Genomic DNA, 23,259 nt, shown 5'->3' with positions numbered 1-23,259 from the left:
TTCCGACTTCACCAAAGCGCCGGGCAGCTGAACAGTGTGGGCTTTGCGGGTTTCGCAAATTCCCGGACACGGATTTCAGTAATTCCCGGACAAGCGTTTCGGTAAATCCCGGACAGGGATTTCGCTAATTCCCGGACAGCTCCGGGGAGGCTCGGGGACGGTTGGTCATCGCCTGCGCCGTCACGGCATTCTGCCGGTCTTGAACAGGACCGGGAGGGATCATGCCGAGACGGAAGCGAGCGAGGCGCACGACCGTGCAAGACATACGAACGATACTGCGTTTGACGCATGAACAAGGGCTTTCGGCGCGTGAGGTTGCCGCGCGTCTGAAGCTCAGCAAGACGACGGTGGCGACCTACCTGAACCGGGCCCGGGAAGCGGGGCTGAGTTGCTGGCCTCTTCCTCCGGGCCGGGATGGCGATGTGACGCTGAAGCAGGTCCTGTTCCAGCGCGTTGGCCGCCCACCCCGGGATCTGACCGAACCGGACTGGCCGAAGATGGCCGCGGAGATGAAGCGCAAGGGCGTGACGCTGGCGTTGCTCTGGGAGGAATACCGGGCGGCGCATCCCGACGGCTATGGCTACACCTGGTTCTGCGAGCACTACAGGGCATTCGAGAACCGGATCAGCCCTCGCTATCGCAACCGCCATGAGGCCGGCGCGGTGATGCAGACCGACTATGCGGGCCATACCATCCCGGTGATCGACCCCGCGACAGGTCAGGAGCACCGCGCCCAGATCTTCGTCGCCGTACTCGGCGCATCCAACTATACATTCGCATGGGCGAGCCTCAGCCAGAAGCTGCCTGACTGGATCGAGGCCCAGGTCCGCGCGCTGAAGTTCTTCGGCGGGGTGCCCAAGGCGATCGTGTGCGACAATCTCAAGGCGGCCGTGGCCAAGCCGCTCTGGTTCGAGCCGTCGGTGACCAAGACCTTCTCCGACATGGCGGCGCATTACGACACGACCGTATTGCCCACGCGGCCGCGCAAACCCCGCGACAAGGGCAAGGTCGAGGGCGCAGTGCTGATCGTGGAGCGCTGGATCCTGGCCCGGCTGCGCAACCGGCAATTCTTTTCCATCGAGGCGCTCAACGTGGCCATGGCCGAGTTGCTCGAGGATCTCAATGCGCGGACCATGCGTCGGGTGGGGCGTTCGCGGCAGGAGCTTTTCGAAGAGATCGAACGCGCCGCACTGAGACCCTTGCCCGACACGCCGTTCGAGTACGCGGAATGGAAGCAGGCCAAGGTGCATCCCGACTACCATATCGAGGTGCTCCATAGCTTCTATTCCGTGCCGCACCGCTTGATCGGCCGGCAGGTCGATGTGCGCCTGACCCACCGCATGATCGAGATCTTCCACAACACCCAGCAGGTGGCCGTGCATCGCCGCCGCGGCCCCCGGGGCGGCCACACCACCATCAAGGAACATATGCCAAAGGCTCATCAGCGCCATGGCGGCATGACGCCGGAAAGCCTCATCCGCCGGGCCGCCCGCACCGGCTATCACACGGCCGTGCTCGTTGAACGTCTGATGCGCGACAGGCCGCATCCCGAACAGGGGTATCGATCGGCCCTCGGCGTACTCGGCCTGCAGCGGCAGTTCGGGGCGGACAGGCTGGAGGCCGCCTGCGAACGCGCCCTGACGGTCGGAACCGTCAACTATACCTCGGTGCGCTCCATCCTGATCACCGGACTGGATCGGGCCCCGGAACCGCCAGACCCGATCACCGCGACACCCCTCCACGACAACATCCGTGGCGCCGGCTACTACCAGTAACCCTCAGCACAGAAGGATCATCACATGCTGACACATCCCACCCTCGAACAGATGGCCGCGCTCGGCCTGACAGGCATGGCCGACGCCTGGAAGGCGCTCGCCGACCAGGATCCGGGCCAAGCCCTCGATCGCAATGAATGGCTCGGGCTCATGCTTGATCGGGAAGCCTCGACGAGGGCCGACAAACGCTTCGCCAACCGGCTGCGTAACGCCAAGATGCGCTTCCCGGACGCCTGTATTGAAGACGTCAACTTCACCGCAAGCCGCGGCCTCGACCGCCGTCAGGTTCTCGCATTGGCACAGGGCGCGTGGATCAAGGCAAAGGAGCAGATTATCCTCACCGGCCAGACCGGCACGGGCAAAACCTGGCTGGCTTGCGCCTTCGGCCATCAAGCGGCCCGGCTCGATCACTCCGTCCTCTATGTCCGCATGCCGCGGCTCTTCGAGGACATGGCCATGGCCCGCCTCGACGGGCGGTTCCCAAAGCTGGTCGACAAACTGGCCCGCGTCCAACTGCTCATTCTCGATGACTGGGGGGCCCACGGACTGACCGATCAGCAGAGGCTCGACCTGCTCGAGCTGTTCGAGGAGCGCTATCAGCGGCGCTCCACCATCATCACCGCCCAGCTGCCCGTCTCGGGCTGGCATGACATGATCGGCGAACCAACAATCGCCGACGCCATCCTCGACCGGATCGTCCACAACGCACACCGCATCGACCTCAAGGGAGACAGCATGCGAAGAGCAGATCAAAACAGAAACTTGACCCACGCCGAAAACACAGAAACGATGCAAACCGAAACATGACCACAGGCAGAGGATCAGCCGCGCCCGAACTGTCCGGGAATTACTGAAATGGCTGTCCGGGAATTAGCGTAATCGCTGTCCGGTAATTCTGAAATCCGCAGGCTTTGGGCTCGAGCTCAGCAGCAGCAGAGGCGAGCGCATCATCGACACGCGTCGGCAGCGCTTTCACCATGCTCTCCCATTCGGAAAGCCCCCTTGCGCTCAAAGCTTCCGAAATCGCCTGCGGAGTGTCGACGGCCGGTTTTGTTGCTTGGAGCAGGCCGTTTTCTTCTCGGATAGCTCGCTTCTGTTCAGGAGACAGCTTCTTCCACGTTGGATCGTTAGCGAGCCGTTCCTCACCGCTGTCCCAAGCTTTCTCCCAAGCCTGATAGATGGCATTGAGCCTAGCACGCAGAGTATCCGCAGCAGCGGAAATCAACGGCGGAACCGGATCCGGATCAGCCAATAGACGGCGACCCGTGCGAATACTCTCAAGGTCGCTTTCCTGGTCTTTGGCGCCCAAACCAACAAGGCGTTCTGCCAAGCGCCAATTAGGCACTCTCTCCGAAATAACCTGCTTGGCTTTCTTCCAATCCTTCAGCTTCTCGCGCAGATCGGCGGCGTCTGCTGCCAGGGCAGCTAGAAGGTCGTTGCCCGAAAGGCTCTTGTACGAGGCGAGGTTTGGAACCGTGTCCGCTTCTGGGGCCGGTGCATCGCTCCCAGATTCCGCTGCGGCCGCGCGAAGCCGGTCAAGAAGTGCTGAAAGTGCAAGCTGCTCCTGGTTATTCTCATACGGGATGCCTGTGTCGTTTAGCAGGCCTCGTACAGCCATCCGCTGGTGGATCGTGATCACGGTCGTCTCAGACCGGAACGTGCAAGTGCCGATTTTTTGGCGCGGGATGTCTGGCAAGGATGCAGGCTTGCCATCGTCACCGGTCACGCGAAGCAGGCCAGCGTTTGCCAAGACGATCAGAGCGCCGTCCACAGCATCTTGAGACCAACCGTATGGCACACCAGTGAACTTCGTTCGAAGGTCGGAACCCTTTCGACCTGATCCTAGATCAGCGATGATTGCTTTGCAAACCGGGTGGCTTTCAGGGGCACCAGAATGATCCACTGCCTGCATAGCGTCCGGGTCTTTTCGGACCGCCCTATCGCGCACTTTGCCCCATCCGGCATGATCGCCGTCCGGAAACTGTGGATAGAGACGCGCAAGGGCATTGATCGCTGCTGCTTTGACCGCATCGGCAGGGGCTCCAGTCACAACCTTCCCGCCAGCTTGAATGACCCGCGCTTGCGCCACAACCTCAGCAATGATTTCCTTTGCTGCATTCTGAGCTTTGTTCGAACGCGACCGCATGGCCGACTGGGCTTCGCGGCCAGCATCGGTTTGAGGGAGGCCACGTAGTTGGAGGACTTGTTCTGCTGCCTTCCATGTTGTGAGCGCGTTCGTGAGTTCGCTGTCGCGTGAAGGATGCCGCGAAATGAGCAGGTGAACCGTCGGGTCAGAAGATGGGGCCGCTGCGATTTCCTTTTCGATCTGAGTGAGGTCTTCGCTCCATCCATTGTGGAGTCTCAGCGCGATCCCATCGCTCGGCTCCTTGTCACCAGGTTGCAGGCGGTGGATTCGTCGCGTCTCCTTGCTGGCGCCATGTGGGACGCTCGCAGCGCCTGCCAAGGCCGTATCAATCGCGTTGCTGAGAAGATCGCCCCGGGTTCGGCTCAAGGAGGATTGGTCTGCTAGGAGTGTCTTCTCCTCAGTCCTGTATGCAGCCTCCCAGTCAGCGCTTTCTTTTGTCTGCAGGCGCCATTCGCCTTCGACTTCGATAACCGCGCCATCGGCTTGCAGCTCTTGAAGCAATTCAGGCACCTTTCGGCGCAACTCGTCTTCGCCAGCCAGATTGATGATCAATAGATCAGCTATTGTTTCAGGCTTTGAGCGCACCCCGTGTCTGTCCGCCTCAGGCGCAATGCGACCCAGCATGTAGACCAACATCAGAATCCGGGCTTTAAGGCGCTCTTCTTCGCTTCCACCCTTGAGTGCTTCGATCCGGTTTCGTGTCTCGCCTGGCAAGAGACCGGCGTTGTAGGCCTCCGTGGCGAACCGGCCGTAAAGGAAGTCGACAGGAACTGCATGACCCAGGGGCTTGTCCCCATAGGTCTTCGCCGCGTCGAGCGTCGTTCTGAGTTGGCCACGGAGCGTTCCGCCGAGACCAGTCCTGTCCAATTCCCGCAGAATACTCTCCCAGACGCGGCGCCGGGCGGGAAGAAGGGGCCAATCAAGGATAGCATCGGGATCGTCCTGCACAGTGTGAGCCAGACGGCTGCCATTGAGTTGGCGGCTGATCTCACCAGCATTGGCATCGAGCATGTGCTTGATGTCCTTTTCGACACCACTCTTTTTGCGCAGTACTGTTTTTCGAATGACCGCATCAACATCGGCCTCACCAAGTGCGATTTGGGTTGGAAACCGGTCGAGCAGCTTCTGTAGGTTGGGCACGTCGCTTAGGGCCTGCTGCCCTGTAGCAACAAGCAAAAGGCGACCATCAAATCGACCGGCCAGACGCTCGGCAATTGTCTGTATTTTGAGCGTCAGGCTCGGGTCCTGGCGAATGAACTGCTGAACTTCATCCAGAACCACCAGGGTCAACGGAAGTTCCTTCCGGCCAAGCATCAAAGCTTGCCTTGCAACAGTCTCCAAGAGGTCGACGGTGACCGGCGGTGGCTCTGGAAACTGCGTCTTTAGAAGCTCGCGCAATTCTTTTGGAGACGAGGCGAGCTCCGGCTTGGCCTTAAGAACAGCGTCGGCAAAGCGCGGCGAGAGGATGAAGTTGCGAATATCGCTTTGGAACTTCTCTCCAAGCTCTGCGCGAACAGTCTCAAGGATTTCTAGATTGTCGAGCCAAAGGGCAACTTGCGCAGCACGTAGATCGCTGGGGAGTCCAACCGCTCTGAGGATGATCCCCAGTGTTGCTTCAGCTGGGTCAGAAGCGCCTGTACCAAGCGTGTCACCTGCAGCGACCACTCCACCAGACCTTTTAGCCGCGATCCTGAGCTCTTTTAGGGGCGCCGCAACTTCGGGCGGAATGTGTGGAATCAGACCTTCAGCCGTAGCTCCGTCTTCGAACTCCAAGTTGGTCCAGAGCGCGGCGAGCATGCTGGCCATGTGCGATTTACCAGACCCGTAGAAGCCGGATATCCATACGGCGGGTGCACCGCTCCCCTTCCCAATAGAGCCAAGGTAACCTTCCAGAATGCGTGCAAGGCCATCGGCATAGGCACCGTCGCAAACGAACGTCGACAGCTCACCTCGTAGAGTGTCCATAGCCTCTGGGGCCGGTGGAACGGAGATCTTCGCTACGCCCTGGTTTGCTAGTTGGTACTGGGCGGGATCGGTATGAAACGTGTCTTTGTTCAGCATGCTCATTTCTCAAACAGAGGGGTCTGCGGGAATCGGGACAGCGTGGTAGTTCCAGCCATCACGCGCATCTAGAAGTCGGTACACGCCGGCTGAGTGCTTGCCGGGGAAGCCTACCAGCAAGCGGCCGGGCACTGCGCTTGCGACACGGCTAATCAGAGTTGAAACGCGGGCGACGCCAAAGAGGGCGCCACATCCATCAACTGCGAGCACATCGTTCGCCGAGCATTCGGTCAAAGCCATACCGATCTCTTCTACGAGAGCATCTTCGATGTCGGGGAGGAGACCACGAATTTCATTTGGTTGCTCAACCAGACCTTCAAACAGCTCATGCTTCGCGATCCAGTTTCCGAACCATGGAGCCAAGTCCAAGAGCTTCCAGCCGTGTCCGGCTTTTTGCGTCGCGTGCTCGAATTCCCCAATCCTTCCGGAGAAGCGGCGTTGCATGGACTTGTCGAACCAAACGATCCAAACCCGACCGGCGGGCGGTGTGTCTGAAACCCACGGAAGGTTCACCTGCTTCGTGTAGGCGGCAAGGATTTCGTCAAACGTGTTCAAGCTCTGACACTCCCAGAGTTGAAGACAATGGCTGACGAACCGAGATTTCCGTCACGTCTCCGGCAGACCGGACTCGGGCTAGCCCTAGGCTTTCGGCCCGTCGCATTTGATCCAAGGCTTGTTCTGGCGAAAGATCGAGGGCCTTCATCCAGACTGACCCGAGGATTGCAGGCCCACCATAGCCGGCTGCAGTAGCGCAAAGGGCTGCAAGCGTAGTGGCATGCGGTGTTGCGCTGACACGCTGGCGGGTCTTCTTCGCGCGGCCGTTGAGGTGGCCGCTGTGTGTCCATGTCGAAGCGCAGTTCTGTGCCATGGAACGGACCATCTTGTAGCTGAAGCGATCAGGATGAGCGGACGACAGCGCGTCCTCGAAGTTGGGTCGCTCCAAAGCTTGTCCAACCGGCGTTTCAAGAACCACCTTGGCTGTGTCTCGAAGCAAGGGGTCTCGTGCTAAGGCCACCAGAAGCGTGAATAGGGCGTGTCCCTCGCGATCCAGGGGCCACAAACCCATCATTACCTTCGTTATGGGGGGCTGGTCGTTGAAGCCATAGAGGGAACATAGATGGCGATAGGTCAGTCGCCGTGTATTCGCGGTCGACTTGCCCATGACGTTGTCGTCAATTGCCGCGATCTTGAGGCTATCGGCGCTTGTGGTGCCAGACGAAAGCAGGCTTTCGACTTCGGGAAGCATCATTGTCTTGGATTGGTGAGCACCGCCGCCAGACGTGCGAAATCCAAAACTAGAGAGCTGTTGTTCCGTCTTGTTTTCGTTGAACCAGGCGCCGAGTCCGTCTTCCATACTGCTCTCTTTTCAATTTCGTTGTTCGCCACGCTTTGCTGGCTCTACATGTGGATGGCCAGCTTGATATTCGTCGACGAACTGACGGATTGCTTTCCGGATGACCCAGGAAATCGAAGCGTCATTTTCGGCTGCGATTTCAGCCAAAATATTATGATCGCGCTCTTCCAAGCTTACGGACAGCCTGGTTGCTTTCAGGGGTCGGTCGGCCATTGAAGCTCCCATCGTTGCTTAACACTAGGCATGAGTGCATCAATGTTCAACAGAGTGGTGCAGTTGATCGGCTTTTTCGATCCGCGGCACTACCCAGGGAGCTGGCACGCTATTCAGTAGTCACGCCAGCGTCACCTCAGGTCTTTGCTTTCCGTGCAGGAAAGCAAAGACAATGACTGCGGCTAGCAGCGTCAGGCGCTGTATGCGGGGCATGTTGGACGGCGCAATACCTAAGCGCTCGACCAATTTGGCGATGGGAGCACTAGGACTTGCGCACATTATGTCGAGCACGATCGTGCAACCACCGTCACCCAAGTCCGCGACCGCCATTACTCTCCGTTAAGCTCCTTCGCTTTATGAAACAGAGTTTCCGCAGCTCTAGGTTCTTCCCAAGGCCAACAATCTATCAGGCTGCCGTCGAGAGACTGCTTTGCCCACTGTGGCCACTGGCCCGCCGCCAGCTTTGACAGTCCATCTTGAATACCTTTCGCAATTTCCACTCTGACTTCAGGACCTTCCACCACCCTCTTGCAGGTCCGGCCGACCCACCACTCTATCCTCGAGTAGTGGCGATCTGGTAGGAAATGCAGGCCTTGGCTAGTTGGCACCACTGTAAATCCATTGACCCTGACCGCCAAAAACTCAGACGGTAAACTTTTGTCGTTCCCACTGATTAGCGTGTTTCGACCGGATACCATAGCCTTAGCTTGGTCATCTGATATTCGAGAGTAACCACTGATACCAAAATATGGGCAAACCTGCAGGGTAAAGTCTTTAGCTTCACCACACATCGGAGCGTCCAAAAAAAGACCAAAGGGAACAAGCGCAGAGTCCGAAGTGGTAACGAACCACACATCTGTCGGATCGAGCACTGTACCAGTGACCGCACATCTTTTTGAGCAAAAGAGATCGATTTGCTTGTTAAGATCGATTACCGCAAAGATAGATTTCCCATTGCCTGGGTTCGCAGCGACATTTGCTGGTATGGGAAGTCCTCGTGGGTCGCGAGGCATCGTTGATATTTTGGGAAATTGATGTTCGAGGCGTTCATATGCATCTTTAGTTGCGCGAGATATGTCTGCTCTGTTCACTTTGGCGGGACTCTCTTTTCCAAGTGCTTTAGTTTGCTTGTCGTGGCGGTTGCGGAGCTTACTTTATCAGGCGAACTGTGGTAACGCGATAGAGCGATCAATCCGGCCGCCTTTACAACTATCATTCTGCCTCAGTCGCCGACAGTAGATCAGAAAGCGTTTGGAGTTTGGCCAATTGAGCCTTTGACTTGCTCCATTCTGGGACCGGCGCTGCGCGACTCATGCGGCGGTGCCAGCTGGCGGGATCGCCTCGCAAAGTTGCCAATCCGAAGTTACTGAACGGCCGACAAATAGTTCGGTCCCTTTCGCCTCGGCTGCCTCGAATGGTACACATCAAGGTCATGAATGCGTTCAATAGGGATCCAAGCAGGCGTTTCGTCTTTGAGGATACGCTTTCGGTCGGCTGCGAATCGTCGCTCGAAAACATCAATACGGTGCTGAAGATTACCATTGACGTCTGATACAATCGGACTGACTTCTCGGAAGAAGTCGGTGCATTGGTCTTCAAACTGATAGGCCATCCCGATCGTGTTGGCAGCCCAAGCCCGGAGGGCGCCGTACTGATAGTAGAGCGGGCGGCCCTGGGTCGGCCGCAGATACATAGGCGGGTAAGGCTTGGGGTCCTGACCTCGAGCTCGCCAACTGTGCAGGGTCGCAGGCTTAATATTCAACAGGGCGGCGGCGTCAGTGGAGGATACTAGCCACCAGGGCGGAATAAGCGGCCAATTGGCGGGTTCTTTGAAGAGCTTGGCGGACGGATTTCCGTTCATAATTACCTCGGTTTTGCCAAAAAAAGGCTGCGGCGGACGAGGTGTAGGTGGTGTAGCTCTATTCCTAACTTTTCTATTTTTCCCTCTATTGGGAAAGTTAGGGAAAGAAACTACATCACCTACACACCTCCTTCTCTTACAGGTGCGGCCGCCGCAGCCGCAGCCCCTGCCAGGCCTGTCCGTCGCGCGACCGCTTGGTGACATAACCCTTCTTCAGCATTTCCTGGCGAAATTGGGGCATGCTGAGAGCCCGGATGCCACTCATCCCACACGAGGTCCGGTAGTGGTTGTACAGGGCCTTTGCACCGACTGCTCCATCTGCGACCGCTTCCGTCTCATCCTGAAGAAACGTGGCAACCATGTCGGAAGATACGACGAACTTAGCCACCTCTGCCTTGAGGTCACCAGGCAGCGCCAGGCCGATCTCCCGATATTCCCGCAGGCCCTCCAAAAGCAGGTTGAGAATGCCAGGTGCCTCGGCTTCGAGCTTCCGAGGAAGATCGGGAACGCGATCTTCTTCAGACACAACATTATTGAAAGGCAAGAGGACCAACCGGCGCGCAAGAGCGGGATCACCGCCATCAATTACCGGCAGCGCATTGGTCGTCATAACCAGGGCAAACTTGGCCTTGTATTCGATCTCCGCGCTGTAGAGAGCGCGGGCGGTGATCTTGTCATCACCCGTGAATCGCTTGACCAACGGCGCATCGAGGATTTCGCCGGTCGCGAGCTCAGAGGTTACTGCAAGGTGTACACCTTGCAGCCGGGCGACGTCGCTACGGACCTTGTCCGATTTCTGTTTGATCAACGTGGCCGGTTCGACATTTGCCGCATAGTCCCCCAAGAGGTGGCTGACCGCGTTGATCAGCGTCGACTTCCCGTTCGCACCCGCGCCGTAGAGGATCGCAAACACCTGTTCCCGGGGAGCACCGAGAAGTGCATAGCCGAGATAACGAAGCAGTAATGCTGCCTGTTCGGGCGAAAGGGCCCAGGAGAGCACCTGTTTGAAGTGCGGGCAGTCTGCTTCGGGATCGTATTCGACGTTGGCGATCTTGGACAGAAGGTCCGTTGCCTCGTGGTGCATCAACTGCCCAGTTTCCAGGTCGAGCGTTCCGCTCTGCAAGTTCAATAGCGACGGGCGGCTGTCGAAGTCGGTGTGATCGGACACAATGTTCGGATCGCTCATGATCAAAGACGTGACCCCATTGATCCTCGTATTGGACAGATATTTGCGGGCGTCACGGACTGCTTCGATGTCGCCCCCCGCCTTGACAGCTTCGACAAGTGCCGCCAGTTGGCACTTGATGCGTTCCCTCGCATAGATACCGCTGAGATCGTGCTTCCAGTACCGCCCGTCGAAGACGCGCCAGCCGGTCTCGGGGATGTATTTGCAGAAATGTGCAATATCTTCCGCGACAATCCTGGATACTGGAAGGTCGTGCAGCTCACCCTTGGCGTCTGACTGATAATTCCGAGACACACTGTTTGCGATTGACGCGACTTCCCCTGCATCGAGTGGATCTGAACTGTTCAGATTGAATGCCTGAAGCTGCTCAAAGATGCCGCGGGCATCAAAGCCCCGACGCCTGAGAAAACCGGCCAAACTCGTCAGGTTAGTGTTGCGCCGACCTTCGGACATGAAGTTGGCAGGGGCGTGGTTTGAGTTTGCAGGGGTCGGCCGGGTCAGGGCAGTGACCAGCCATTCGGGGGTTTCGGGGAGTTGGATATTAGTGAGCATTTGCGTTTTCCCAAGTGTAGCGGTTGCCGGATAGGTGATGAGAGGGGGGAGCGACGACGTAGCCACCTTCTCCGCGAATATCGATGTGTTCGGCGAGCTTGCTCGCGCTATTGCGGATTTCGGCCTGAGGTGCGGACAGGTAGATATGCAAGCCGCCGCTGCCAGTGGTGACGCAGTGGTCCCGGGGGATTTCCCCGTGCTCGGCTTCCAACGCGGCCAAGCTAGAGTAGCCCGACTTATTAGGGCCAGCATCCACATCGACCACGATAAGGCCGGATACAGAACCTGTCGCAATGCCAATGTTGGCGCTGGGGTAGCTAGTCCACCAATCAGTGATGGTCTTCGGATCGGTCGTGGCGATCTTGGAGCCACCTGCTACGAGGGGGTGCTTGCCCGCAGAGTTGCAGGTCTGGTTTCCACAGGAGCACAGACCGCTCTCGATCCAATGGAGCGGCAGAACGGCCCAGCCGAGCGAAGTATATTCGAGAGCATGGCCAAGCATCGTCATTGGGCAACTCCTTCGAACGAGCGGGTCGGCTGAGTTTCATTCTGTGCCAGCCAGTTTTCGATAGCCTTCTTTCGGTACAGGACCGTCCGGCCGACCTTGCAGCGGGCAGGGCCGACACGCAGCGCATGCCAGCGGTTGAGCGTACGCAAAGAGACGCCCAAAAGGGCGGCTACTTCGGCGGGTTTCAGGTGTGCGTTGTTGGTATCCATCTATTTCCTCTTATGACTGTGGATGAGGAGATAGATAGCAGTTTGTGCCGATTTCGGTAGACCCGACTTCGGGAAATTACAAGCAACTTCAATGAGTTACATTTCGGGAAATGGGGTCGATTTCCCGAAGTCACGCGTTGACAGAAGAGGCGGAAAAAGAGTTTGCAGCCCGTCGCAGCGGATCGTCCATAAGGTGGGCGTAGCGCAGGGTGGTTTGGTGCTGAGAGTGGCCCAGAAGCTTGCCAATCGTCTCGAGGGGGACGCCGCCAGAGATCAGAACGGATGCGAAGGAATGTCGTAGGTCATGGACGCGCAGGTCGTGCAAGCCGGTCTCTTTCTTGAGCCAGGTCCAAGGACGGTTCAAATCCGGCATATGGGTGCCGGTCGACGTGGGGAAGAGATAGCGGCTAATCGCGTTTTCCTCCATGGTTTTCAAGAGAACCAGAGCTTCATTCGACAGCGGAATCCGCTTCCGCTTTCGGTCCTTGCTCTTATGAGGCGGGCGGTTCCAAAGGCCCTGGTCAAGGTCGAGGTCATTCCACTCCAGCGGCAGCACTTCCCCCCGTCGCGCACCGGTGAGGATAAGAAGGCGGATCGCGTTGGCGGCCCGCTGATTTTGCATCCGGTCGAGGGCGTCAAATACCCGCTCGTACTCTGCGGGCGTCAGATACCTCTCGCGCGAGTGCTCCGCATTCCGGCGAAAACCGTCGGCAGGGTTCTTTTCGATCCAACCCCAGCGAATTGCCAGGTTAAGGGCTTTCCTGAAGACCTCGAGCACTCGGTTCGCACGGGTGGTGCCAGCCGCGCTTACTCGGGCATGCAGGCGATCGACATGGTTGCTGGAGAGCTCTCGAACCTGAACCGACTGAAGTTCGGGCAGGATGTATTTCGACCACATGCTGCGTTGATCCGTCTGGCTTCGTTCGGACAGCGTCGGCAGGTGGACGCGCTCATACTCAGACCAGAGGTCGGAAACATTCGGTGCCGCCCTGCGTTGGTTCTGTTCTTCAAGAGGGTCCTCGCCTTGATCGATCCGGCGCCTAAGTCGCTTGGCTTCCTCGCGAGCGGCAGCGGCGGTCCAAGCTGGATAGCTTCCGATTGTCATCCGGCGCTCACGGCGGTTGATGGAGTAATTCAGGACGAACGACTTAGCCCCGGCCTTGGTGATGCGAAGGCCGAAGCCCTTGATGGCGTCATCGTAATGAATTTTGTTGCCCTTTTCTGGCGCATCAGCCCGCTTGGTATAGGTCTCGGTAATGTTCGGCATTGTGTCCGCTCTGTGTCCGGCTATAGTCGGACACATATGGCGTGACGTGACTCTTTAGGTCAATGTATTTCCGGATTGATTTCCAGAAATCGATTGAAAATAATGGATTTTTTGAGGAAAGCGAGATTTCGACACGCAGGCTCATAACCTGAAGGTCGCAGGTTCAAATCCTGCTCCCGCAACCAAATTCAGCCGCCCTTTGGGGCGGCTTTTTGCTGTTCTGGGCGGACGTGACGGAGACGCAGCCCGGCAACATCCGATTTCGAAATTCTCAGTCCTGCATCAACATCTTGAGAAACCGGCCCTCTCGCAATAGCATGAGGGCGTATGGTGTGCCTTGGGGGGGCATCACTCGCATTTTCGGGGCCCTCCGGGGAAACGCAAACGCCCAGATTTCGGGCAATTGCAGGGGATGACTTGGTGTTTAAACTTAAAGATTTGTGGAAAACTGTCGCCGGCGCGACAGTTGTCGCGGTGTCGCTGGGCTCGGCTCCGCATGCCGAAGCGACGGATCTCGAGTCGGCTGACGGTGCGCTGCTCGAGGCGCAGTGGCGGGAATATGAGGCCGACCGACCAAAGTCGATCAGGGAAATTCAGCCCTTCCGACGGTCGGCGCATACGCAGGACGAGGATGGCACGGAATACACGCTGACCTCGTTGAACCCGGCGTTCAATACGTGGTTCCTGCTGGATATCAAGACTGTGGCCCGGCATACGAAGACGGTCACCTACCACCTGGAAATGACCGACCCGGAGGAGACCACGGTTTCCCTCCGGACGACGGACACGCCGGCCCTGGTCTTTGAAAACAACGGTGTCGTGGAACGCTGCACCCCGTGGAGCGGCCGCAATTCGGAATTGGACAAGGCGGCCAACTCGGGTCTGCCCTATGCGCCGATCTGTGGTGACCGCGTGTTCGTGCGCAACGAGGTGCGCGGGTCGCGAAGCAACCGTGAAGCAGTGGCAGAGTTTCTGCGCGACAACGTGATCTTTGGCGAAAGCATCGTCGGCATCATCAAGGGGTCGTTCTACGAAGACGCCTACATGGTGTCGGGTGACGTGATCGCGGGCGGCGATTCCGGCGAGGTTGCGGCCTCGCTCGGCAAGGCGAACCTGTCGCAATACCCTGTTTTCCGCGCCTATTTCGGCTTCGAGCTGGATGGTGCCGAAGGCGGGATGCAGGCGGGCAGCTGGTATGCCGTGAAGGACGCGGCCGGCATTTACGCCAGTGCCATGCAGCCCGGAATGATTCACCCGGATATCTTGAACCGGAAGGGCGAGACTCATTGGCTGGATGGCATCGAAAGCCGGGCCGACGTGTACCTGGTGGCTTTCGACCTGTCTCAGTTCGAGCTGGGTTACGAGGTGGGCACCGACCATCCGCGTCTCAACTGGTCGCCGCGGCCGAGCGGTTCGGGCAAGAACTGGCAACTTCCTGGGCCGGACGGGTTCAATACGTCTGCCCCGGTGGTGCGGACCGGCATGTTGAGCCCGTCTTTGACGGACCGGGTGGCGGCGACGTTTGCCGGCGGGTTCAAGCGGGATCACGGTGCCTGGCGGGCCGGTGACAAGGCCTTTACCAACTATGGGCACCATTATGGTTTCCTGGCGAACGGAGTGATCTTCAGCAAGCTTCATCCGGGCCTGTCGACGCTTTTCGTGCTGGATGACGGATCGATCCACATGCGGACCTGGACAGAGGCCGATCGGGAGCTTTTGCCGCGGGTGCGTTTTGCGCGCCAGAACGGTGTGCCGCTGATCGAGAACGGCGTACCGGGCGACCAGGTGACAAGCTGGCTGGGCGGGAACTGGTCAGGTTCGGCCGAGGCTGACCTGCGGACGCTGCGGGGCGGGGCCTGCATGAAAGAGGTGAATGGCCGCAAGTTCCTGATTTACGCCTATTTCTCGACCGCGACGCCTTCGGCGCAGGCGCGGACATTCCAAGCCTATGGCTGCGAGCACGCGATGCTGCTCGACATGAACTCGCAGGAGCACACCTACATGGCGCTCTATACCAACGAAGAGGGGCGCGTTGTGCCGCATCACCTTGTCAACGGCATGTCGGCCGTGGATGCGCGCGGCAGCGACGGCCACCCGATTGCCCGTTTCGTCGGGTTCTCCGACAACCGTGATTTTGTTTACCTGCTTAGAAAGTAAGGACGGGGAGAGAGCATGCTGAGACGTTCGAGGGCCGTTGTTGCGGCCGGACTTCTGGCGATGATCGGGGTGTTGCCCGCTCAGGCGCAGACGCTTCAGGAGAACAACGAGAAGATGTTCCGTGAGATGCAGGCCGCGCGGGGCCTGAGCGGGGCGGAAATGCAGAAGATCCGGTCGATCTTTGCCGGATCGCGGTACATGGGGCAGGGCAACCCGTCGGTGACGCGTCACCCGCTGACCCCGGAGCAACTGGCCGCGAAGCTGGGGCAGGATCCGAAGACCTATTATCGCAATGCCGAGTTCGAGCGGATCTGTGGCGAGCCTTTCATGGCGCCGCTCTACGACCCGGCGACGGAGAGCCCGGCAGATGCCAAGGTTTGTGCCGACATGTTCGAGTATCCCAACGTACCGGGCATGTACCCGGTGACATGGGTGCAGGCGAACGAGGCGGCCGAGCTGTGCTGGGCCGAGGGCAAGCGGATCGGCGATGCGCATGAATGGGAAGGGGCCTCGCACGGGGCGCTGACCCCGCCGGATTATTTCTTCGGGCGCAGCGTTCAGGCCGCGCGGGCGGCGCATAATGCGAAGTATCAGTCCACCGCCCGTTATTCGATCGGGCCGCAGTGGCGCGCGGGTGTTTGCGCGACGGGCAGCTTCAAGAATGCCGGCTGCAACGGCGGCAGCTTTACCGGTTGCGGGTCGAACACCTATCCCGCCGGCAGCTTTCCGGCCTGCAAGAGCCCGCTGGGTGTCTACGACATTGACGGGAACGCGGCCGAGCACATGAACCTGCCGCTGTCGCCTGACGAGATGTCGAGCCGGGGCAGCCGCAAGCTGGGCGTGACCGAGATGAAGGGCAGCTGGTTCATCTGGGATACCGTCCGGGCCCATACGCATTGGAGCCGCTGGCGCGCGCCCTATTGGCATGGCGGCCGGGTGATGGCGTCGAACAGCCACCGGAATTACCATCTTGGCTTCCGTTGCTTCAAGACGGTGAAGTGACGGTTTGTTAACCGGTTAACGAAACGTAAAGGCGCCCCGTGGGGCGCCTTTTTCGTTTGATATCAGGTGAGCCGCGTCAGTTGGACGCCAGGGCTGCCATCCGCAGGCCCGGCCCCGAAATCGGGCCCTCGCTGCTGAGCAGGCCGGCATAGCGCGGATCGGCCATCAGGGTGCGCAGGTCGACCGACTGACCGTTGAGGAAGGCCGTGCGGCTGACCAGACGAACGCCGTGGCTGTAATCGGCATAGCCTGCGCCGTGCACCGTGCTGAGCGGCTGGATCGGTTGACCGTTGCGCTGGTGCCAGCCGTAGATCGCGACGCGACCGCGGTTGGAGGCCAGGCGGGTGGTCAGAACCACGTCTTTCTTGTGGCCCGAGATCAGCGTGCCCGGTGCCGCGCCGGCCGATTGGCGTTGCGCCTCGACGGTGGCGTTGTGGCGCATGAAGTAGTTGGTCGAGGTCATCTGCGGGCCCGGCGACATCGGCCGCGGCGAGAGGCGCAGGTCGGCCTGGCGATAGATCATGTCGACCATGCGGGGGGTCGGCAGGATCATGTTGAATTCTTCCCCGATACGCGTGGCCGCGCGCAGGCCGAGGGGCACGCGCACATAGTCGCGATCGCTGCCCAGGGCGAGGTAATCGGGGGTTACGCAAAGCGTGATCTGGACATTGCTGCCGTCGGCCGCCTTTCCGCTGACATTGACCGGGGCCAGATGGCGGAGGAAGCCGGGCATGTTGCCGCTCAGGATCTCGCGCAGAACGGTCTGGTCGCGCTTGACGCCATCGACGTTCTGGACGCTGGCGAGGACGGATTTCGCGCCACGGGCACTTCCCGAGCGGCGGGGAAGGTCACGCGACAGGCGGCTGGGGCATTTTCCCGAGCTGTTGGAGATACGCGGGGTGGCCGGCGCGGCCGCAGGCGACTCGGGCTGCAGGAGCTCCTGCATCTGCGAGGGCGACAGGCTGGCAAGCCGGAGGTCGGACGTGGCATCTGCCGGCTCGGTGTCGAGCGTCTGCGGCCGCAGTTGCGGGCGCAGGGAGGCTGTGACGATCCCGGGTTCCGTGGGGTCGACCGGGTCGATTTCCAGCGGTTCGGCGATGTCGGTCTCTTCCGGGACAAGCTCGATATCGAGGTCGGGGCCCGAGGCGAGCGGACGCTCGGGCGGGGTGACGGCGGGTTTGCCGATGAAGATGCGAGACAGCGGCGAGAAGAGATCATCGCTCAACGCCGTTTCGGGCGTGGTGAGCGAGGCCATTTTCGGCGCCTCGGGCGCGGTGGCCGGGCGCGCGGCCACGCCGAGTTGCGGGCTGACGCCGAGACCGGCGAGGTCTTCGGGCAGCGGCAGGCTGTCGGTGATTTCGGTGACGATTTCGGGTGCGCTGAGAACCTCGTTGCGCAGCGTGTAGGCGCTGGCAGCGATGGCGGTCATGCCGACGAGATAGGCGCCCACGATGACCGCACCCTTGGGCGCAGCGCGACGGGGCAAGCCGCTCGACATGTCTTTATTCAGCTCGTTTGCAGATTCGGTAATCATGCACTGTCCCTTAGAAGCGATTAATTGATGCTTCAATAAAGTGGTCAACGTTGCTGTCCCGACGCCGCGTCAAACGGCAGGATCCCGCCCATCATAGCAAGGCTTTGCGGCCATTTGCCGGCGCTGGTGTGTTGCTTGTGAATAGCCGGCTTGCGGCGGCTGCATTGTTGCTGCTGCGAGAACAATATGCGCGGCAAAGACCAGTAGCTTTTTGACCGCGGGGCTGGCAATTTGATCGAAAGATACAGGGTGGCCGCGCGTTTGTGGCCGGGGTTGAGAAAAGGACATTGATATGCGGTATTTGAAGCTTGGCCTCGTGGCGGGGATGGCGTTGGCCGGAGGGGTGGCCTTGCCTGCGACGGGGTTCGCTCAGTCTGCCGCGGCCGAGGAGTGCGCCGAGATCGCCGGGGTGCCGGATGCCGGGGCGCCGGTGAGCCGCGAGGCGCTGAACGCCTATTTCAGCACGCTGGGCACCGCCCGCCCGCATTGCGAGGCCGCCGTCATCGGGGCGGAGCCCGACCCGGGTGCCATGTTCCATCTTGCGGTGATCATGCAGCGCGAGGGCGTGCATGAGCGGGCGCTCGAGGTGTTCGGCATGGCGGGCGAAAAGGGCGTTGCCGCGGCGCACACCAAGCTGGGCGATTACTACAATTTCGGGATCGGTCCGGTGCGCGAGGATCACCGGCGGGCGGTGGCCGAATACCAGAAGGCCGTGGATGGCGGCGACGTGCCGGCCATGTCGACGCTGGCGATCATGTACCAGCTTGGCCGGGGCGTGCCGCAGGATTTCGACAGGATGATCGAGCTGCTGACGGCCTCGGCAGATGCGGGGTATCACTTTTCGCAGTTCCGGCTGGCCGAGCTTTACATGAAGCCGCAGAGCATTCCGGGCAGTCTTGCGCGGGAGCTGGACCTGCCCGACCCGATCAAGGCGGCGGAGCTTTACGAGAAGGCCGCAGCACAGGGCAGCGCCGAGGCGCAGAAGGCGCTGAAGGCGTTCTACGAGGGCGACGGGATGTTCGACGACCCCGAGGTCAGGCTGAAATGGGTGCAGAGCGCCGCCGAGAATGGCGATGCGCAGGCGATGAACGAGCTTGGTTTCATGTACGAGCAGGGTGACGGGGTGCCGTATGATCCGGTGCGTGCCGCCGAGCTTTACATTGCCGCGCTGGAGACCGGGAACCTGCGCGTGGATGAGTTGCGGGGCACCGTGAACGGCTATACGCCGCGCTGGGACAGGGAGACCGCCCTGAACTTCCAGACGATCCTGCAGGAACGGGGCCTTTATACAGGCGCGCTCGATGCGATGGTGGGCCGGGGCACGCTGGGGGCCGCGGCGCGGCTGGCGCAGCAGTGATGGTCAGATACTGAGCTTCTTGAAGATCGCCTCGGGGATGTTGCGGATGATCAGCATTACCAGCGCCCAGATGGGTTTGACGTAGATGATGTTGCGCCGCATCCCCGCGGCGCGCACCACCGAGCGGGCGAGCTTGTCGGGGTCGGCGGTCAGCTTTTCGGGCAGGTCCATGCCCTCGGTCATTTTCGTGGCGACGAAGCCGGGTTTGACGGTCATGACGTGCACGCCCTCTTTGGCCAGCCGGTTGCGGAGGCCCGAGAGGAAGGCGGTGAAGCCGGCCTTGGCCGAGCCGTAGACGTAGTTGGTGGCGCGGCCGCGGTCGCCGGCGACGGAACTGATGCCGATGAGCGTGCCGGAGCCGCGGGTCTCGAAGCGATTGGCGAGGAGCGCCAGCAGGTTGGCAGGCCCTTCGAAATTCGAGCGCATCACCAGGCGGGCGGCGGCCATGTCGTGTTCGTTGTCCGACTGCTCGCCCATGTAGCCCACGGCGCAGACCGCGATTTCGGGCAGGGCTGGGAGGCTGTCGAGGAAGGCGTCGTGGCTGTCATAGTCGAGCGCGTCGAGCTCGTGCAGGGTGACGTCGACGCCGTGGCGCAGGGCGATGTCGTTGCGCTCGGTTTCCAGCGTGTCGGCCTTGCGGGCGGCGAGCTGGATCGCATGGCCGTCGGCGGCATAGGCGCGGGCAATGGCCATGCCGATATCGGAGCGTGCGCCGAGGATCAGGACCGCGCCGCCGCTCATAGCCCCAGCCTTTCCGATTGCAGCGAGGCGAAGGCGGTGTCGGCGCCGGTGTCGCGGCGCATGGCGGCGAAGGCGTCGGCGCGGGGGTCGGCCGCGTGCAGGATGTCGGAGGAGAGCCGCGCATCCTTGGCGAGGTAGAACCGCCCGCCGTGGTCGAGCGTGATCCGGTCTAGTTGATCCATGAGCGTAAGCACCTTGTCGGAAACGGGAAAATCGAGCGCCAGCGTGTAGCCGGGCATGGGGAAGGAGAGGCGGCCGCCCTCGGGGCCCAGCTTCTTGAGCACGGCGAGGAAGGAGCCCTGGCCGGCATGGGCGATGGTGCGGAGCAGTTTTTCGAGCCCGGCGCGCGCGGCGTCATCGGGCAGGACGCACTGGAACTGCACGAAGCCGCGGCGGCCATAGATGCGGTTCCAGCCGAGAATGCTGTCGAGCGGGTAGAAATAGGTATCCCACGGCACGTAGGTGGTGCCGGTCTTGCGGGCGTTCAGGCGGTAATAGGCGGCGTTGAAGGCGCTGACCGTCCATTTGTTGAGGGCAAAGCCCGGCAGGTTGAAGGGGATCTTCCTCTTCTTGCGGGGCGGGGGGCCGAAGGGGATCTGGCGGAAGCGCGTGGGCAGGCGGTCGAGCGGGGCGTGTTCGCCGAGCATGATGATCGAACGGCCGAGCGCGTCGCCGGTGCTGAGGCAGTCGATCCAGGCGACGGAGTAGGGCGCATCCTGGGCGGCCTCGAACGCCTCCATCGCGGCGGCGAGGTTGGGCGCCGCCTGCGCCCGCTGGCGGATCCAGCCGGTTTCGACCCGGCGCAGACGGAGGGCCATACGAAGGATCACGCCGGTCAGGCCCATGCCGCCGACCGTCCAGTCGAAGAGATCGGCGTTCTCGTTGCGTGACGCACGGGTGACGGTGCCATCCGGCCCCATGAGATCGAGCCAGTCGATGTAATTGCCGAAGCCGCCGTCGATATGGTGGTTCTTGCCGTGCACATCCGCGGCCGCCATGCCGCCCAGCGTGACGTATTTCGTGCCGGGCGTGACCGCCGGGAACCAGCCGCGCGGCAGGAAGGCGTCAATCACGTCGCCCAGCATCACGCCGGCCTCGGCCGTGAGCTGGCCCGTGACCTCGTCGAAGGCGATGATGCGGTTGAAATGGCGCATCGAGACGGTGTTGTCTTCGTTCAGCGCGCTGTCGCCATAGGCCCGGCCGTTGCCGCGGGCGATGAGCGGGCCGGAGGTGCGCGCCTCGGCCAGTGCGTCGGGTGTGCGCGGGGCGGTGACCGTGCAGTCGGTCACCGGGTAGCGGCCCCAGCCGCCGAGCTTCATTCCGCGGCCTCCGCCCTGTGCCGTGGGGCGAAGACGAAGCGTTTGTCGAGCTGGTACTTGGTGACATAGCCGATGGTCAGGCCGATGACCGCGCCGAGTTCGCGCATGGCGTCGGTGTGCCAGAGCCACCAGAACAGGGTTTCCGTGCCCCAGAAGATGGCCGTGGTGACCAGCCCCATCGTGGTGTAGAGCGCGAATTTCCGGCCGTGATTGGCGAGCCCGCCTTCGACGTCGTAGAAGATCCAGCGCTTGTCGAGCACGTATTTCACCACCAGCCCGGTGAGCGTTCCGGCCGCGATGGCCACGGCAAGACCGAGGCCCGGCATGGGCCAGCCGATGCCGAGGACGAGGCGCTGGGTGGCGAGGTTCACAAGCACCGCGATCACCGCGAACCCGGCATAGCGCAGGATGAGGGCCGCGCGGCTCAAAGCACCGAGGCCGCGACGGCGAAGGCCACGACGAGCAGGATGCAGACAAGGCTGGTGCGGTCGCGGATGGCGTAGACGATGGGGTCATCCTCCATCTTGCCGCGATGGGTGACCAGCACGACCCGGCTGATCCAGTACATCAGCACGAGGCAGATGCCCCAGAGGATCCAGGGCGCGGTATAGAGTTCCTGCACGGCGAAGGTGTTGATGTAGAGCGCGAGGACCAGCACCGAGATATAGCCCGAGGCCGTGGTCATCTGTGAGATGAGGGGCGCGTCATCGACGTAATAGCCGCGCCGCTTGGCCGTTCCGATCCCCCGTTTTTCGAGGTCGACCAGTTCGGCCAGCCGCTTGACCGCGGCCAGGGCGAAGAAGAAGAACATCGAAAAGGCCAGCAGCCACACCGTCAGGTCGAGGCCGGTGGCGACGCTGCCGGCGATGATACGCAGGGTGTAGAGGCCCGCAAGGGTGCCGATATCGGCGACCGCGCGTTGTTTGAGCCAGGTCGAGTAGATCGTTGTCAGCACGAAATACCCGAAGATCACACCCAGCAGCGCCGGCCCGCCGAGCATCGCGACCAACAGCCCGGCGAGCAGCAGCAGCGGCACCATCATCGTGCCATGGGCGATCGGCACGCGGCCCGCGGCGAGGGGGCGTTTGCATTTGCGGGGGTGGGCGCGATCGGCGCGCAGGTCCATCAGGTCGTTGAGGACATAACCGCTGGAACTGACGAGGCTGAAGGCGATGAAGGCCAGGATGGCGTGGATCACGTGCATCCCGGTGAAGGACTGGGCCGCGAAGAGGGGCACGAAGACGAGCACGTTCTTAAGCCACTGGTGCGGGCGGAGGGCCGCGAGATAGCCGGGTTTCACGCCGCTTGCGAGGTGTTCGCTTTCGTTGCCGAGGGCCGTGACCTGCCGTTGCAATGCCGGAGGGGCGTCGACCGAGATGGCCTTGGCGGCGGCTTTCCAGACGGGGAGGTCGGCCTTGCTGTCGCCGATATAGGCAAAGCCCTGCGGGCCGAACCGCTCTTCGAGGAAGCGGGCCTTGGCCTCGCCCTTGAGGTTGTGTTCGCCATCGGAGCCGTGCGCCTCGTCGAACAGCCCGAGATGGGTGGCGATGGACGTGGCGATGCTCTGGTCGGCGGCGGTGACAAGGACGGCCTGCCCGCCGGCTTCGCGCCAGTCGCGGATGTAGTCGAGCACGACCTGGTTGTAGGGAAGGTGTTCGGGTTCGAGCACCGTGCGGCCCGCCATGGAGCGTTTGAGCGCCGCGCGGCCGTTGGTGAGGGCGGAGAGGGCCGACAGGGCAGTGCCCCAGTCTTCCGACATGCCGGCCCAGAAGGTTTCATACAGCGAGTCGGATCGGATCAGCGTTCCGTCGAGGTCCACCACGAGGACCGGCATCTCGTCCCGCCTGTCTTTGGCTGTCATCCCGATTTTTTGCCCGCATAGTAATGTTTTGCGGGACCCTAGCACGCGGGCTTTCGCCACGGAAGGCGGGACCGGTGGCAAAGGGGGGAACCGTTGGAAAAATGCGCCATTGGCGGGGCGGGTCGAAACGGGCAGACTTGGGAAAAAGAAGGGAGC

Annotated in this window: 21 protein-coding genes; 5 read left to right on the top strand and 16 right to left on the bottom strand. The window is 61.1% G+C overall.

Annotation, left to right across the window (positions count from 1 at the left end):
- The first annotated feature begins 221 nt into the window (after nucleotides 1-221).
- Both istA and istB read left to right on the top strand, forming a co-directional pair.
- Complete coding sequence (istA, locus tag RIdsm_RS22210) at nucleotides 222-1,775, top strand: IS21 family transposase (RefSeq protein WP_057822085.1); 1,554 nt, start codon at nucleotides 222-224, stop codon at nucleotides 1,773-1,775.
- A gap of 24 nt (nucleotides 1,776-1,799) precedes the next feature.
- Nucleotides 1,800-2,582, top strand: coding sequence for an IS21-like element helper ATPase IstB (gene istB, locus RIdsm_RS22205; protein ID WP_057822083.1), 783 nt, complete (start codon nucleotides 1,800-1,802; stop codon nucleotides 2,580-2,582).
- Between the two features lie 40 nt (nucleotides 2,583-2,622).
- On the opposite strand, the gene brxC is transcribed toward istB, so the two are convergent.
- From brxC to RIdsm_RS22155, 11 genes are all read right to left on the bottom strand, one after another.
- Nucleotides 2,623-5,982, bottom strand: coding sequence for a BREX system P-loop protein BrxC (gene brxC / locus RIdsm_RS22200; RefSeq protein WP_074940632.1), 3,360 nt, complete (start codon nucleotides 5,980-5,982; stop codon nucleotides 2,623-2,625).
- Between the two features lie 9 nt (nucleotides 5,983-5,991).
- Complete coding sequence (locus tag RIdsm_RS22195) at nucleotides 5,992-6,537, bottom strand: hypothetical protein (RefSeq protein WP_057820349.1); 546 nt, start codon at nucleotides 6,535-6,537, stop codon at nucleotides 5,992-5,994.
- Complete coding sequence (locus tag RIdsm_RS22190) at nucleotides 6,524-7,336, bottom strand: hypothetical protein (RefSeq protein WP_057820348.1); 813 nt, start codon at nucleotides 7,334-7,336, stop codon at nucleotides 6,524-6,526. Before RIdsm_RS22190 ends, RIdsm_RS22195 begins: the two co-directional genes overlap by 14 nt.
- Before the next feature lie 12 nt (nucleotides 7,337-7,348).
- Nucleotides 7,349-7,549, bottom strand: a complete 201-nt coding sequence (locus RIdsm_RS22185; RefSeq protein ID WP_201455598.1) for a ribbon-helix-helix protein, CopG family — start codon at nucleotides 7,547-7,549, stop codon at nucleotides 7,349-7,351.
- A 120-nt stretch (nucleotides 7,550-7,669) separates the two neighbouring features.
- Nucleotides 7,670-7,879, bottom strand: coding sequence for a hypothetical protein (locus RIdsm_RS30415; protein ID WP_057820346.1), 210 nt, complete (start codon nucleotides 7,877-7,879; stop codon nucleotides 7,670-7,672).
- Nucleotides 7,879-8,640, bottom strand: coding sequence for a hypothetical protein (locus tag RIdsm_RS22180; protein WP_143100542.1), 762 nt, complete (start codon nucleotides 8,638-8,640; stop codon nucleotides 7,879-7,881). Before RIdsm_RS22180 ends, RIdsm_RS30415 begins: the two co-directional genes overlap by 1 nt.
- 272 nt (nucleotides 8,641-8,912) lie before the next feature.
- A complete protein-coding gene (locus tag RIdsm_RS22175) occupies nucleotides 8,913-9,410 on the bottom strand; it encodes a helix-turn-helix domain-containing protein (protein ID WP_143100543.1) in 498 nt (165 codons plus the stop codon).
- A 136-nt stretch (nucleotides 9,411-9,546) separates the two neighbouring features.
- On the bottom strand, nucleotides 9,547-11,148 hold the full coding sequence (locus tag RIdsm_RS22170) for a phage/plasmid primase, P4 family (RefSeq protein WP_057820343.1): 1,602 nt from the start codon (nucleotides 11,146-11,148) through the stop codon (nucleotides 9,547-9,549).
- Nucleotides 11,138-11,656, bottom strand: a complete 519-nt coding sequence (locus RIdsm_RS22165) for a bifunctional DNA primase/polymerase (protein WP_057820341.1) — start codon at nucleotides 11,654-11,656, stop codon at nucleotides 11,138-11,140. The genes RIdsm_RS22170 and RIdsm_RS22165 overlap by 11 nt, the downstream gene beginning before the upstream one ends.
- The gene (locus RIdsm_RS22160; protein WP_057820339.1) at nucleotides 11,653-11,865 is read right to left on the bottom strand and encodes a helix-turn-helix transcriptional regulator; all 213 of its coding nucleotides are present in this window, start codon (nucleotides 11,863-11,865) and stop codon (nucleotides 11,653-11,655) included. The genes RIdsm_RS22165 and RIdsm_RS22160 overlap by 4 nt, the downstream gene beginning before the upstream one ends.
- 130 nt (nucleotides 11,866-11,995) lie before the next feature.
- Nucleotides 11,996-13,132: a tyrosine-type recombinase/integrase gene (locus tag RIdsm_RS22155; protein WP_057820361.1), complete on the bottom strand. Its 1,137-nt coding sequence runs from the start codon at nucleotides 13,130-13,132 to the stop codon at nucleotides 11,996-11,998.
- A gap of 420 nt (nucleotides 13,133-13,552) precedes the next feature.
- On the opposite strand from RIdsm_RS22155, the gene RIdsm_RS22150 reads away from it, so the two are divergent.
- Together RIdsm_RS22150 and RIdsm_RS22145 are read left to right on the top strand one after the other, a co-directional pair.
- The gene (locus RIdsm_RS22150) at nucleotides 13,553-15,289 is read left to right on the top strand and encodes a hypothetical protein (RefSeq protein WP_057820359.1); all 1,737 of its coding nucleotides are present in this window, start codon (nucleotides 13,553-13,555) and stop codon (nucleotides 15,287-15,289) included.
- Nucleotides 15,290-15,304: 15 nt separating this feature from the next.
- A complete protein-coding gene (locus RIdsm_RS22145) occupies nucleotides 15,305-16,291 on the top strand; it encodes an SUMF1/EgtB/PvdO family nonheme iron enzyme (RefSeq protein ID WP_057820337.1) in 987 nt (328 codons plus the stop codon).
- 76 nt (nucleotides 16,292-16,367) lie between these two features.
- Here RIdsm_RS22145 and RIdsm_RS22140 read toward each other — a convergent pair whose 3' ends face one another.
- A complete protein-coding gene (locus tag RIdsm_RS22140) occupies nucleotides 16,368-17,777 on the bottom strand; it encodes a hypothetical protein (RefSeq protein WP_177228452.1) in 1,410 nt (469 codons plus the stop codon).
- Between the two features lie 340 nt (nucleotides 17,778-18,117).
- Here RIdsm_RS22140 and RIdsm_RS22135 point away from each other — a divergent pair, with 340 nt between their 5' ends.
- Complete coding sequence (locus RIdsm_RS22135; protein ID WP_057820333.1) at nucleotides 18,118-19,182, top strand: tetratricopeptide repeat protein; 1,065 nt, start codon at nucleotides 18,118-18,120, stop codon at nucleotides 19,180-19,182.
- Nucleotides 19,183-19,185: 3 nt separating this feature from the next.
- Here RIdsm_RS22135 and RIdsm_RS22130 read toward each other — a convergent pair whose 3' ends face one another.
- The 4 genes from RIdsm_RS22130 to RIdsm_RS22115 are packed head-to-tail and all read right to left on the bottom strand — an operon-like array spanning nucleotide 19,186 to nucleotide 23,103.
- Entirely contained in the window at nucleotides 19,186-19,923 is a 738-nt protein-coding gene (locus tag RIdsm_RS22130; RefSeq protein ID WP_057820331.1) for an SDR family oxidoreductase, read from the bottom strand.
- Complete coding sequence (locus RIdsm_RS22125; protein WP_057820330.1) at nucleotides 19,920-21,242, bottom strand: FAD-binding oxidoreductase; 1,323 nt, start codon at nucleotides 21,240-21,242, stop codon at nucleotides 19,920-19,922. Before RIdsm_RS22125 ends, RIdsm_RS22130 begins: the two co-directional genes overlap by 4 nt.
- Nucleotides 21,239-21,670, bottom strand: coding sequence for a GtrA family protein (locus RIdsm_RS22120; RefSeq protein ID WP_057820327.1), 432 nt, complete (start codon nucleotides 21,668-21,670; stop codon nucleotides 21,239-21,241). Before RIdsm_RS22120 ends, RIdsm_RS22125 begins: the two co-directional genes overlap by 4 nt.
- Complete coding sequence (locus RIdsm_RS22115; protein ID WP_057820324.1) at nucleotides 21,667-23,103, bottom strand: UbiA family prenyltransferase; 1,437 nt, start codon at nucleotides 23,101-23,103, stop codon at nucleotides 21,667-21,669. The genes RIdsm_RS22120 and RIdsm_RS22115 overlap by 4 nt, the downstream gene beginning before the upstream one ends.
- Nucleotides 23,104-23,259: the final 156 nt, after the last annotated feature.

Origin of the sequence: Roseovarius indicus (assembly GCF_008728195.1) — a bacterium.
Lineage (GTDB): Bacteria > Pseudomonadota > Alphaproteobacteria > Rhodobacterales > Rhodobacteraceae > Roseovarius > Roseovarius indicus.
The sequence above is the reverse complement of the archived record's forward strand: the minus strand, read 5'-3'. Positions and strand labels throughout refer to the sequence as shown.